This is a genomic window from Thioclava sp. ES.031 (assembly GCF_002563775.1).
Lineage (GTDB): Bacteria > Pseudomonadota > Alphaproteobacteria > Rhodobacterales > Rhodobacteraceae > Thioclava.
Genome location: NZ_PDJO01000001.1, coordinates 3,356,077 through 3,369,323, shown reverse-complemented (window position 1 = coordinate 3,369,323; position 13,247 = coordinate 3,356,077). Strand labels below are relative to the sequence as shown.

The 13,247-nt window shown below is 64.3% G+C and carries 10 protein-coding genes; 9 read left to right on the top strand and 1 reads right to left on the bottom strand.

The features are described from left to right. Window positions 1–215 precede the first annotated feature (215 nt). Window positions 216–2,507 (top strand): glycosyl hydrolase family 28-related protein, encoded by a 2,292-nt coding sequence (locus tag AXZ77_RS15935; RefSeq protein ID WP_098411906.1) that lies wholly within the window; start codon window positions 216–218, stop codon window positions 2,505–2,507. Between the two features lie 84 nt (window positions 2,508–2,591). On the opposite strand, the gene AXZ77_RS15930 is transcribed toward AXZ77_RS15935, so the two are convergent. Next, a complete protein-coding gene (locus AXZ77_RS15930; RefSeq protein ID WP_098411905.1) occupies window positions 2,592–3,089 on the bottom strand; it encodes a HugZ family protein in 498 nt (165 codons plus the stop codon). A gap of 423 nt (window positions 3,090–3,512) precedes the next feature. Here AXZ77_RS15930 and acs point away from each other — a divergent pair, with 423 nt between their 5' ends. The 8 genes from acs (at window position 3,513) to AXZ77_RS15890 (ending at window position 13,214) form a co-directional block, all read left to right on the top strand. Beyond that, window positions 3,513–5,480 carry an acetate--CoA ligase gene (gene acs, locus AXZ77_RS15925; RefSeq protein WP_078569896.1) on the top strand — a complete coding sequence of 656 codons (1,968 nt, stop codon included), beginning with the start codon at window positions 3,513–3,515 and terminating at the stop codon, window positions 5,478–5,480. After that, complete coding sequence (locus AXZ77_RS15920) at window positions 5,477–6,172, top strand: adenylate kinase (protein WP_078522620.1); 696 nt, start codon at window positions 5,477–5,479, stop codon at window positions 6,170–6,172. The genes acs and AXZ77_RS15920 overlap by 4 nt, the downstream gene beginning before the upstream one ends. A gap of 63 nt (window positions 6,173–6,235) precedes the next feature. Then, complete coding sequence (locus tag AXZ77_RS15915) at window positions 6,236–6,493, top strand: DUF4212 domain-containing protein (protein ID WP_075774060.1); 258 nt, start codon at window positions 6,236–6,238, stop codon at window positions 6,491–6,493. 21 nt (window positions 6,494–6,514) lie between these two features. Beyond that, window positions 6,515–8,254 carry a sodium:solute symporter family protein gene (locus AXZ77_RS15910; protein WP_098411904.1) on the top strand — a complete coding sequence of 580 codons (1,740 nt, stop codon included), beginning with the start codon at window positions 6,515–6,517 and terminating at the stop codon, window positions 8,252–8,254. Window positions 8,255–8,348: 94 nt separating this feature from the next. Beyond that, complete coding sequence (locus AXZ77_RS15905) at window positions 8,349–10,178, top strand: DUF294 nucleotidyltransferase-like domain-containing protein (protein ID WP_098411903.1); 1,830 nt, start codon at window positions 8,349–8,351, stop codon at window positions 10,176–10,178. A gap of 9 nt (window positions 10,179–10,187) precedes the next feature. Beyond that, window positions 10,188–10,724, top strand: coding sequence for a hypothetical protein (locus AXZ77_RS15900; RefSeq protein ID WP_078548720.1), 537 nt, complete (start codon window positions 10,188–10,190; stop codon window positions 10,722–10,724). Between the two features lie 4 nt (window positions 10,725–10,728). Next, window positions 10,729–11,118, top strand: coding sequence for a response regulator transcription factor (locus tag AXZ77_RS15895; protein WP_078522624.1), 390 nt, complete (start codon window positions 10,729–10,731; stop codon window positions 11,116–11,118). Next, complete coding sequence (locus AXZ77_RS15890) at window positions 11,118–13,214, top strand: exonuclease domain-containing protein (RefSeq protein WP_098411902.1); 2,097 nt, start codon at window positions 11,118–11,120, stop codon at window positions 13,212–13,214. Before AXZ77_RS15895 ends, AXZ77_RS15890 begins: the two co-directional genes overlap by 1 nt. Window positions 13,215–13,247: the final 33 nt, after the last annotated feature.

Here is a 13,247-nt window from a genome sequence, read left to right as displayed (position 1 = left end):
GGATATGTCAGGCGCATGACGCTGTCACCTGCGAAGCGGGACGGGCACCGGGAAAGCAGGCCGTGACCGGAGGCTGCGCACGGCCCTCTCAGGTCTTCTTTAGCCTTTCCTTCTAGCTCTGTTCGGGCCGAAGCGCGGGCGCTTTCGGTCGGTCCCGGCGCGCAATTGGCACGGCAAGGGGCGCGCGGGTGGGAACATGGACAAGAGGATTGCAGATGAACGTCGCGATTACCGAAGGGCTGGTGCTGACCCCGCCCGCATTCGCCGAAGGGCTGGATCAATGGTCGAGCGAGGATGGCACGCCGGGCTCCACGACCTATGAGAGCACGGGCAATGCCGTGCTGGTTCCGGCGGATGCGGATTTCGGCGGTTGTCTGGAGATGCTCAAGACGCAGACAGTGCAGAAGCTGCGCTACATGGGCGACACGCCGATCCTGCCGGGCACCTATCTGCGCATCCGGGCGCGGGTGAAGGCGGTCAGCGGCAACCTGCCGGAGGTGCGCGTCGCGGGCTATGCGGTAACGGGGTCGGGTGCCCATGTGACCGGTGTGGTCGAAGTCGGCCCGACGGTCGCGCTGCAAAGCTATGGCGCGGTGGTCGAAGTGTCGGCGATCATCGGGACCGGTTCGCGCGACGGTGTCGATATGCCGTGGGGGCTGGATGCGGCTTATGGGCATTTCGGGCTGGACCTGACCGGCGCCAATGGCGGCGTGGTGCGCATCGACGATATCGAGATCGAGGATGTGACCGAGGCCTTCCTGCGCGACCTGATGGGCTGGGTCGATGTGCGCGATTACGGCGCGGTCGGGGATGGCGTCACCGACAATGTCGCGGCGTTCAACGCGGCCGATCAGGCGGCGAACGGGCGCAAGGTTCTCGTCTCGGAGGGGGTGTATTACCTGGGCAGCACGATCTCGATCTCGTCGCCGGTCGAGTTCGTGGGCACGCTTGTGATGCCGGTCGCGGCGAAGCTGGCGCTGATGTCGTCCTTCGACTTTCCGACCTATGCGGCGGCTTTCGGCGATGAGCTGGCGGGCTTCAAGAAGGCGCTGCAGGCGCTGTTCGGCTATACCGATCATAATGTGCTCGACCTGAAAGGGCGCCGCGTCGAGGTGACCGAACCGATCCGCATCGAGGAGATCGCGCCGGACCTTACGAGCTTTTCCAACCGCCGGGTTCTCCAAAACGGGCAGATCAATGTGATCGCGGGCTCTGCCTGGGACGATGAGGTGGTGACGTCGCAGGCGACCTATTCGGTGAGCCAGTCGATGCAGCTGACCTCGGTCGCCAATATCGCGAACATCCCGGTGGGCGCGCGGATCACCGGCACTGGGGTCGGGCGCGAGGTCTATGTGAAGTCGAAGAATATCGGGGCACAGACGCTTTACCTGTCGCAGCCGCTTTACGGTGGGTCTGGCACGCGAACCTACACGTTCACGCGTCATCAATATGTGCTGGATTTTTCCGGGATGGAGAAGCTCGACCGGTTCAACATTGCCAATGTGGAATTCCTCTGCAACGGCGCGGCGAGCTGCATCATGCTGGCGCCTGACGGGCAGATGTTCCAGATCCGCGACAGCTATGTGGTGCGGCCCAAGGATCGGGTGATCACCTCGATCGGGCGCGGCTGTCAGGATCTGCTGATCGACGGTTGTCAGTTCCTGTCGGACGAGATGCTGGTGCCCGCGCAGGATCGCAAGTCTATGGTGCTCAACGTCAATGCCAATGACAGCAAGATCCGCGACTCGCGCTTTGTGCGCTTCGGGACGAGCTTCGTGCTGAATGGCTCGAGGCACCTGATCGTCGGCAATCACTGGTTTCAGGGCGATGAGGAAAGCAACGGCGTGCGCGTGGCGGGGCTGGTCTTCACCCAGACCAATGTGCAGTCGGCGGTGACGGGTAATTACATCGACAACTCGGTGATCGAGTGGACCAACGAGCATGACGCCGAGCCGGATTTCGCGAGCGAATACAGCTTTGGCGGGCTGACGGTGACGGGCAATACCTGTGTGTGCATCAATGTCGCGCCGTGGTTCACGTGGCTCTCGATCAAGCCCTACGGGCCGGGCCATTTCATCCAAGGGCTGAGCGTGACGAATAACGTGTTCAAGTCGCTCAACGGCAGTGTCGACCGGATCGAGAAGATCGACACGAGTTTCGCGGATATCGACCGCTCGCGGGTGCGCAACGTGGTCTTCGAGGCGAATATGTTCAACGCGATCAACGACATCTCGCAGAATCCGGTGATGGTCGAGGTGAACCAGTCCACGGCGCAATCGGTCTGGACGGTGGATGCGAGCGAATACCTGCCGTTCGGGGGCTGGGCGCGCAATGTCCAGAGCCTGATCGCCGAGGGCATGGTGCGCGACGGCTCGGGGGCGCGGATCGAGGCGATGCCCTATGTCGCGGTGGAACAGGGCGCGGCCAAGAACCAGATTACGGTGAACTGGCCGGAGGCGGCGAAGGGCCGGCTGCAGGTCACGCTGCGGATGGATAATCCGATCTGACGGGATGCAAGGGCGGGGTCGATCCGGGCCGGGGCGGGCGGATCGGCAAGGCGGCGCGTGGGGCGAAAGTCCCGCGCGCTGTTTTTATGTCAGGTCTGCGGGCGTCAGGCGAAAGGCGCGGCCGAAGCCGCCATTGAGAGTCGCCGAGGTCGCGCGGAGATCGAAGAAGAAGAAATCGGGCAGGTCGATATAGAGCTTCGATTTCGGATGATCCGAGAGCCAGCGCTCGCGCATCGCCGGGAAGGCGGGGGCGTCGCGGTGGATGGCATGCGCCTCTACCTGCAGCGAGAGGCGGGGATGAGTGAGCGGGTCGCCTTTCGCGCCGGGCTCGCCCAGCAGCAACCCGGCCCGGCGGTCCCGGAGCAGGGCTGTCGTGTGCGCCGCGAGGCTGGAAACGAAGGTTAACAGCTCTCCCTGAGGGCCGGGGCCGAGGGCGACGCGCGTTACGACCGGCGCGCCTGTATCCGGGTCGAGCGTGCCAAGCGCCCCGAACCGGGCTTCACGGATCAGGCTTTGCGCCAAGGCACGGGCCTCGGCATCCGTGGGGCGGATCGGGTTGGTGGTTGGCGTCGGCTGCGGCATGGGTGGCTCCTTCAAGGCGGCGCGATGGTAGGGCGCGGGCCTGCGGGCGACAATCGCCGAAGTTATCCACAGGATGCCGTTACGGCAGGCCGCGCGCCGAATCATTCGGAGCCTCCGATTCGCCTCATCGCGGTTGCGGCATGATTTTAACCGTGCGGTCGATTTTCAAATTCAGTTGGGTCCGAGCGGAAACGCTACAGGCAAGCACTTGAATTAGCTCGCCTATTTTCTGCCTCATTTCCGTGCATTTACAGCGTTAGCGCAATCGGTGTCAAAAAATTTACAGAAATATGTAGTGTATAAAGGGGGTTACATGAATCTTAACCTTTGAGTTACAGTGGCGCGGGGTAGAGGGCCTGCACTATCACGCGGGCGACATGCGGACACGCCGTGCCGCAATGCGAAATTGCTGGGAGGAAGCTCATGACTGCGCAAGACAAGGTGACTCAGGTTCCAGAGGTCAAAGAGGTCCCGCCGGGCTTCGAGAACGCCCATGCCGACGCCGCGAAATATCGCGAGATGTATCAGGAATCGATCACCGATCCGGAGAAGTTCTGGGGCCGCGAGGGCAAGCGCCTCGACTGGATCACGCCGTATACCAAGGTGAAGAACACCGATTTCACCTTCGGCCATGTCGATATCAAATGGTTCGAGGACGGCGTGCTGAACGCCAGCGTGAACTGTATCGACCGTCACCTCGCCACGCGCGGCGACCAGACCGCGATCATCTTCGAGCCCGACGATCCGGAAACCCCGGCGCAGCACATCACCTATAAGGAGCTGTCCGAGAAGGTGAACCGCTTCGCCAACGTGCTTTCGAGCCAGGGCGTGATGCGCGGCGACCGCGTCGTGATCTATCTGCCGATGATCCCGGAAGCGGCTTACGCGATGCTCGCCTGTGCGCGTATCGGCGCGATCCACTCGATCGTCTTCGCGGGCTTCTCGCCCGACGCGCTGGCCAACCGGGTCAACGACTCGGGCGCCAAGGTCGTCATCACCGCCGACACCGCCCCGCGCGGTGGCCGCCGCACGCCGCTCAAGGCGAATGCCGACGCCGCGCTGCTGCACTGCTCGGACAAGGTGCGTTGCCTCGTCGTGAAGCACACTGGCGACCAGACCTCGTGGATCGACGGTCGCGATGTCGACGTGAAGGCGATGATGGAGAACGTCTCGCCCGAATGTCCGCCGCGTCCGATGAATGCGGAAGATCCGCTGTTCATCCTTTACACCTCGGGCTCGACCGGCAAGCCGAAGGGCGTCGTGCATACCACCGGCGGCTATCTCGTCTACGCCGCGATGACGATGCAATACACGTTCGACTACCACGATGGCGACGTGTTCTGGTGCACCGCCGATGTGGGCTGGGTCACCGGCCACAGCTACATCGTCTACGGGCCGCTCGCGAATGGCGCGACCACGATCATGTTCGAAGGCGTGCCGACCTATCCGGATGCGGGCCGGTTCTGGGCCGTATGCGAAAAGCACAAGGTCAACCAGTTCTACACCGCGCCCACCGCGATCCGCTCGCTGATGGGCCAAGGGCCGGAATGGGTCGAGAAATACGATCTGTCCGATCTCAAGGTGCTGGGCTCGGTCGGTGAGCCGATCAACCCCGAAGCCTGGGCCTGGTACGACAAATACGTCGGAAAGGGCAAATGCCCGATCGTCGACACGTTCTGGCAGACCGAGACCGGCGGCCACATGCTGACCCCGCTTCCGGGGGCGACGCCCACGAAGCCCGGCTCGGCGACCCGTCCATTCTTCGGCGTGAAGCCGGTCGTGCTCGATCCGCAGACCGCGGTGAAGCAGGACGAGACCGAGACCGAAGGCGTACTCTGCATCTCGGACAGCTGGCCGGGCCAGATGCGCACCATCTGGGGCGACCACGAGCGTTTCCAGGAGACCTATTTCAGCCAGTACAAGGGCTATTACTTCACCGGTGACGGCTGCCGCCGCGACAGCGATGGCTACTACTGGATCACCGGCCGCGTCGATGACGTGATCAACGTCTCGGGTCACCGCATGGGCACGGCGGAAGTCGAATCCGCGCTGGTCGCGCATCAGGCCGTGGCCGAGGCTGCCGTGGTGGGCTACCCGCACGAGCTGAAGGGTCAGGGCATCTATGCCTATGTCACGCTGATGAACGATGTCGAACCGTCCGATGAGCTTCGCAAGGAGCTCGAGAAGTGGGTCCGCACCGAGATCGGTCCGATCGCCAAGCCCGATATCATCCAATGGGCGCCGGGCCTGCCGAAGACCCGTTCGGGCAAGATCATGCGCCGCATCCTGCGCAAGATCGCCGAGAACGATTTCGGCAGCCTTGGGGACACCTCGACGCTGGCCGATCCGTCGGTCGTCGATGATCTGATCGAAAATCGCGGGAACAAATGATGTCGGACAGCACGACGATGACGCAGACCAAGCCTGCCGTTCTTATCCTTCTCGGCCCTCCGGGTGCGGGCAAGGGCACGCAGGCGCGGATGCTCGAAGAGACCTTCGGCCTCGTGCAGCTCTCGACGGGCGATCTTCTGCGGGCCGCGGTGTCTCAGGGCACCGAGGCCGGTCTCGCCGCGAAAGCGGTGATGGAGGAGGGCGGTCTCGTCTCGGACGAGATCGTTCTGGCGATCCTGCAAGATCGCATGGCTGAACCGGATGTTGCGAAAGGGGTGATCCTCGACGGGTTCCCGCGCACCGCCGGTCAGGCTGCGGCGCTCGACGGTCTTCTGGAGGAGAATGGCCAGTCGGTGACCGCAGCGATCAGTCTGGAGGTCGATGACGAGGCGATGATCGCCCGCGTCGCCGGCCGATACACCTGCGCCAAATGCGGCGAGGGGTATCACGACGAGTTCAAACAGCCCGAAGTTGCGGGTGTTTGCGACAAATGCGGCGGCACGGAATTCAAACGCCGGGCCGACGACAATGCCGAGACGGCGCGCGCGAGGCTGGAGGCCTACCACGCGCAAACGGCACCGCTGATCGCCCATTACAAGGCGCTCGGTGTTCTCGAGGAGATCGACGCGATGGGCTCCATCGACGAGATCGCCTCGGGCCTTGGGTCGATCGTAAAGCGCGTCTCGGCCTGAATTTTGGGGAGGGGCGGGCCCATGAGGGGCCCGTCTGGAGAGAAACTAAAGGGAGTTAGTCTCATGGCGGACAAATCCTCGTCCAACGCCTATTGGAAGGCGAATATCCGGACCATCCAGATTTCTCTGGTGATCTGGTTCATCGTGTCCTTCGGCTTCGGCATCCTGCTGCGCCCGATGCTGGCAGGCATCAAAATTGGTGGCACTGATCTTGGCTTCTGGTTCGCCCAGCAAGGTTCGATCCTCGTGTTCCTGGTGCTCATCTTCACCTATGCGTGGCGGATGAACAAACTGGACCGCGAGCACGGCGTCGAAGAATAATCTCAGGGAGGAGAGAGGGACATGGATCAGTTTACCCTCAACCTGCTGGTGGTCGGCGCGACTTTCGTGCTCTACATCGGCATCGCGATCTGGGCCCGTGCGGGTTCCACGTCGGAATTCTACGCCGCGGGTCGCGGCGTTCACCCGGTCGTCAACGGTATGGCTACGGGCGCTGACTGGATGTCGGCCGCGTCGTTCATCTCGATGGCTGGCCTCATCGCCTTCGGCGGCTACGACACCTCGGTCTACCTGATGGGCTGGACCGGTGGCTACGTGCTTCTGGCCATGCTGCTTGCGCCCTATCTGCGCAAGTTTGGCAAGTTCACCGTGCCGGAATTCATCGGCGACCGTTTCTATTCGCAAACCGCGCGCACCGTGGCCGTTATCTGCCTCATCGTTGCGTCGATCACCTACGTTATCGGTCAGATGACCGGTGTGGGCGTTGCGTTCTCGCGCTTCCTCGAAGTGGACAACACCACCGGCCTGTTCATCGGCGCGGCGATCGTGTTCCTCTACGCGGTTCTGGGCGGCATGAAGGGCATCACCTACACGCAGGTGGCTCAGTACGTCGTGCTGATCATCGCCTACACCATCCCGGCGATCTTCATCTCGCTGCAGCTGACCGGCAACCCGATCCCGGGTCTTGGCCTGTTCTCGAACGACGTCAACACCGGCGCGCCGATCCTGTCGACGCTGAACGACACCGTCGAGGCACTGGGCTTCAAGTCCTACACGGGTCAGCATGACACCACGCTGAACATGTTCCTGTTCACCATGACGCTGATGATCGGTACCGCCGGTCTGCCGCACGTCATCGTGCGCTTCTTCACCGTTCCGAAGGTCGCCGACGCGCGTTCCTCGGCGGGCTGGGCGCTGGTGTTCATCGCGCTTCTCTACCTGACCGCTCCGGCTGTGGGTGCAATGGCGCGTCTGAACCTCGTTTCGACCTTCTACCCGAATGGCGTGACCGAGCCGGCCGTGGAAATGACCGCGATCGAGAACGACCAGAACCTCGCTTGGGTGCGTAACTGGGCCCAGACCGGTCTTCTGTCCTTCGACGACAAGAACGGCGACGGCCGCATCGAGTACAATGCGAGCGACGCAAACGAACTGACCGTGAACCGCGACATCATCACGCTCGCCAACCCCGAGATCGCCAACCTGCCGGGTTGGGTGATCGCGCTGGTGGCGGCCGGTGGTCTGGCTGCGGCTCTGTCGACGGCGGCTGGTCTTCTGATGGCGATCTCGTCGGCGGTCTCGCACGACCTGATCAAGTCGCAGATCAACCCGGGCATCTCGGAAAAAGGCGAGCTTCTGGCCGCCCGTATCTCGATGGCCGTGGCGATCGTCGTGGCGACCTATCTGGGTCTGAACCCGCCCGGCTTCGCGGCACAGACGGTGGCTCTGGCCTTCGGTCTGGCAGCGTCGTCGATCTTCCCGGCACTGATGATGGGCATCTTCACGAAGCGCATCAACAACACCGGGGCTGTTGCAGGTATGCTCACGGGTCTCGCGACCACGCTGATCTACATCTTCCTGCACAAGGGCTGGTTCTTCATCCCGGGCACCAACACGTTCACGGATGCCCAGCCGATGATCCTCTCGATCAAGTCGACCTCCTTCGGGGTGATCGGCGCGGTCCTGAACTTCATCGTGGCCTACTTCGTGTCGAACGCGACCAAGGAGACCCCGGAAGATATCCAGGAACTCGTCGAGTCGATCCGCGTGCCGAAAGGCGCCGGTGCGGCAGTCGACCACTAAGACAGCGGCGCGGGACGGGGGGTAACCTCGTCCCGACCTCTGAATCTTCGGCAGGCGCCCCTCGGGGCGCCGCCACCACCCAAAGGACAAGATCATGGCCGCCGATCTGACCCCGATCCTCGCATTTCTCGAAGGCGTCCACCCTTACGACAATCTGTCGCGCAACGAGCTGGAGCATGTCGCCAGTTCCTTCCGCCGCAGAGAATTGCCCGCAGGCGAAACCGTCTATTCCTATCGCGAGCCGCTCAAGGGCATCTACCTGATCAAGCGCGGAGCGGTCGAAGTCACCGATCAGAACGGGGCGCTGGTCTCGATCCTCGGCGCGCGCAACACCTTTGGCGAGCGCGGGCTGATGCGCGACGGTCTGGCCGCGACCACCGCGCGCACGACCGCCGAGACCGTGCTGCTGGAGCTGCCGGTCGAAGAGTTCCGCGAGCTGTCGCAAAACACCCCCGCCTTCGCGCGCTTCTTCAACCGGGTGCGCGGTGGCGAGACCCGCACCAATTCCATCGCGACGATGAAGATCGCTGACCTGCTGGCGCAGGAGCCGATGGGCTGCGCGCCCGAGACCACCGTGACCGAGGCTGCGCGGCAGATGCGCGATGCGCATATTTCCTCGCTCGGCGTGACCGATGGCGAGGGTGGGCTGTTGGGCATCGTCACGGTGCGCGATCTGTCGAACAAGGTTCTGGCCGAAGGCCGCGCGCCCGATACGCCCGTGGGCGAGGTGATGACGCCCGATCCGGTGACGCTGACCCCCGAGGGGCTGGGCACGGACCTTCTGCATGTCATGCTGGAAAAGCGCGTCGGTCACCTGCCGATCACCGATCGCGGGCGCTTCGTAGGCATGATCACCCAGACCGATCTGACCCGCTTTCAGGCGGTCAGCTCGGCCGTGCTGATCCGCGATGTGGCGGGCGCCGAGACCGTGCCGGAAATGGCCGCCGTCACCGCGCGCATCCCGCAGCTTCTGGTGCAGCTCGTGGGCGGGCATCACGCGCATGAGGTCATCACCCGTCTGATCACCGATATCGCCGATGCGGTCACGCGCCGCCTGCTGAAGATGGCCGAGGAGGCGCTGGGGCCGCCGCCGGTGCCCTATCTGTGGCTGGCCTGCGGCTCGCAGGGGCGCCAAGAGCAGACCGGGGTCTCCGATCAGGACAATTGCCTGATCCTCGATGATGCCGTGACCGAGGCGGATATGGAGTATTTCCGCCAGCTCGCGAAGATCGTCTCGGACGGGCTGGATGCCTGCGGCTACGTCTATTGCCCGGGCGACATGATGGCGACGAACCCGCGCTGGTGTCAGCCGGTCCGCGTCTGGCGGGACTATTTCAACGGCTGGATCGCCAAGCCCAACCCCGAGGCGCAGATGCTCGCCTCGGTGATGTTCGATCTGCGCGCGATCGGCGGCAACGGGGCGGGGCTGTTCCAGCAGTTGCAGGAAGAGACCCTGGCGAAGGCGTCGAAGAACTCGATCTTCGTGGCCCATATGATTGCCAACAGCCTCAAGCATCATCCGCCGCTGGGCCTGATCCGGGGCTTCGCCACGATCCGCTCGGGCGAGCATCGCAACCATATCGACATGAAGCATAACGGCGTGGTCCCGGTGACCGATCTGGCCCGCATCTATGCGCTTCAGGGCCGCTTGCCCGAAGTGAACACCCGCGCCCGTCTGATCGAGGCCGAGCATGCCGGCGTGCTGAGCCATTCCGGCGCGCGCGATCTGGTCGAGGCCTATGACCTGATCGCGTCGATGCGGCTGGAGAACCAGGCGCATCTGGCCCGTTCGGGGCGCAAACCTGACAATTATCTCGCACCGTCGGACCTGTCCGACTTCGAACGCTCCCACCTGCGGGACGCGTTCGTCGTGGTGCGGACCATGCAATCGGCCGCCGGACATGGCAAAGGCGCGATGAGCTGAGGAGAGCTTATGACGAACGATTACATCTCGACCCTTGCTGCCGGCGCGCTTGCCGCTCTCGTGGTCTTCCTGCTCTCTCATCTGAGCAAGAAGTTCCGCGGCGAGAAGCTGCCGAAATGGGTGATGCCCGCAGCGGTCGGGGCGGCGCTTATCGGCTACACGGTCTGGAGCGAGTATTCGTGGTATCCCAAGATGCGCGCGGACATGCCCGACACGGTCGTCGTCTTGCAGAAGATCGACGAAAGCGTCGGCTGGCGGCCCTGGACCTATCTTGTGCCGATGGTCACCCGCTTCATGGCGGTCGATGCGGGCAAAGTGGAGCATCCGGTGGCGGGCAAGCCGGAGCTGGCCGAGACCGATCTGCTGCTGATCGGCCGCTGGCAGAATTTGCAGACGGTGCCGACGGTCTATGACTGCAAGACCGACAGCCGCGCCGATCTGGTGAACGGGGCCACGCTGACGAAAGACGGAGAGCTGTCGGGCGGCGGTTGGCTGAAACTCACGCCCGACGACCCGGGGCTGAAAGCGGTATGCGCAGGAGGATGAGACCATGCCGGGGGGGAGGAAACATCGCGTCCTGATCGTGGAGGATGAGGACAATATCGCCATCGCGCTCGACTATCTGATGAGCCGCGAGGGGTTCGAGCATGACCGGATCGATACCGGGCGCGGCGCGCTGGAGAAAATCCGCGAGACCCGCCCCGATCTGGTGCTCCTTGACGTGATGCTGCCCGAGGTCTCGGGCTACGAGATCTGCGAAGGCGTGCGCGCCGACAAGGGCCTTGGCGATGTGAAGATCCTGATGATGACCGCGCGCGGCTCCGCGATGGAGCGCCGCAAGGGCCTCGCGCTCGGTGCCGACGGTTTCATCGCCAAACCCTTCGAGCTGCGCGAATTGCGCGAGGAGGTCCACCGCATCCTCGACGGGGAGACGGCCTGATGGATCTCACCCGGCTTTCCCTGCGCACCCGGGTGTTTCTGTTCTTCGCCGCCTTGGCGCTCGGCAATCTGGTGGCGCTGGTGGCGGGGCTGTGGTTCGGCTTCTCCCGTCTGGGCGACCCTGAGCTTCTGAATGCTATGGTGATCGGCGGCGCGGTCGCGGGCTTCGTGATCCTCGGGCTGATCGCCTGGATCTGGTTTCTCTTCGACGAGAACGTGGCCAAGCCGATCGAGCGGCTCTCGGGGATGTTGCGCGCCCGCACGACGGCCGAGATCGAGGGCGATATGGACGCCGATATCGCGCGCTATCTGGGCGATCTGGCGCCTGCCGCCGCCTCGGTTACGCGCCACCTGTCGGAGACCCGCAACGCCCTGACCGAAGCCGTGCAGCGCGAGACGACGCGGCTCGCGCAGGAGAAGGAAAGGCTCGAGGCGCTCTTGTCGGATGTGCCGGTGGGCGTGCTGCTCTGCACCGCCGATCATCAGCTGGCTTTCTATAACGGGCAGGCGGTGGAGCTCTTGGGCTCGGCCCATGCGCCGGGGCTGGATCGGCGCGTCTTCGACTATCTCAACCAGCCGCCCATCGCCCATGCCTATGATCGCCTTCTGGCGACGGAAGATCCCGACGCCGCCTCCGACCTGCTCTGCTCGACCAAGGCGGAGGGCCGGGTGCTCGCCGCGCGGATGCGTCTGCTGTCGGAGGGCGAAGATCATCATCTGAGCGCGCGCCCGGGCTATGTGCTGACGCTGCGCGATGTCTCGGGCGACATGGCCTCTCATGCGCAGCGCGAACAGTTGATGGACGAGCTGTTCGACCGCATCCGCCGCCCTGCCGCAGCCCTGCAATCGCTGATCGGGGTGCTGACCGCCGATGACGGCCCCGCGCCGGGCCCCGAGCGGGACCGGGTGCGCGAGGCCGCCAATTCCGAGGCGCATCACCTCTCCGCCGCGATCCATGAATTCTTCGAGCGCCACGAGGCCAACCGCGCCGATTGGTGGCCGCTCGCGATGATCCGCGCCTCCGATCTGGGGCAGGCGGTGGCCGCGCGGGTGGCCGCCGAGGGCGGGGCGATCCTGCCGGTGACCGCAGGGCTGATGCTGCGCTGCGAGGGCTTCGAGATGGTGGCCCTGCTGGCGGGGCTGGTGCGCAAGCTGACGGGGCGCCGCGACTTCCGGCTGGAGATCACCGAGGACGGCCCCGGCGCGCTGATCGCGCTGGAATGGGAAGGCGCGCCGGTGCCTATCGCGGAGCTGGAGGGCTGGCTCGAGCAGCCGCTCGATGTGGGGCTGGAGGACGTCACCGGGCATCGCGTGCTGACCACCCATGCCGCCGAAATCTGGCCCGAGAAGCTGGGCGACACGCGGGCGCGGCTCTGCATCCCGCTGCGCGAGGCGCGCCATGTCACCAAGCGCCCGAAACCGGTGCCGCGCGCGGTGGTCTATGATTTCGACCTGCTCTCGCGCGAGCGCGTGGCCGAGATCGCCGACACGCCGCTGACCGATCTGACCTATGTGGTCTTCGATACCGAGACGACGGGCCTGCTGCCCACCGAGGGCGACGAGATCGTGCAGATCGCCGCCGTGCGCATCGTCAACGGTCGGCGGATCGATACCGAGGTCTTCGACACGCTTGTCGATCCCAAACGCCCGATCCCGCCCGGCTCGACCGAGGTGCATGGCATCTCGAACGCGATGGTCGAAGGCGCGCCTGACATTGCTCAGGTGGGGCGCGATTTCCACCGCTTCGCCGAGGGCGCGGTGCTGATCGCGCATAACGCGCCTTTCGACATGGAATTCCTGCATCGCAAGGAGGTGGCAATCGGCGAACGTTTCGACCATCCGATCCTCGATACGGTGCTGCTGTCGGCGGTGGTGTTTGGGCAATCCGAGAGCCACACGCTCGACGCGCTGACCCATCGCCTCGGTATCACCATCCCCGAGGAAGCGCGCCACACCGCGATCGGAGACACGGTCGCGACGGCGGATGCCTTCCTGAAAATGCTCCCGGCGCTTCAGGCGCGGGGCTTGCGCACCTTCGGCGAATTGGTGGCCGAGCTGCGCAAACACGGGCGGCTGATCAAGGATCTGAACGGGTAGGGGGCGCTGCCTCCCCGTCGCCGTAGGGCGACA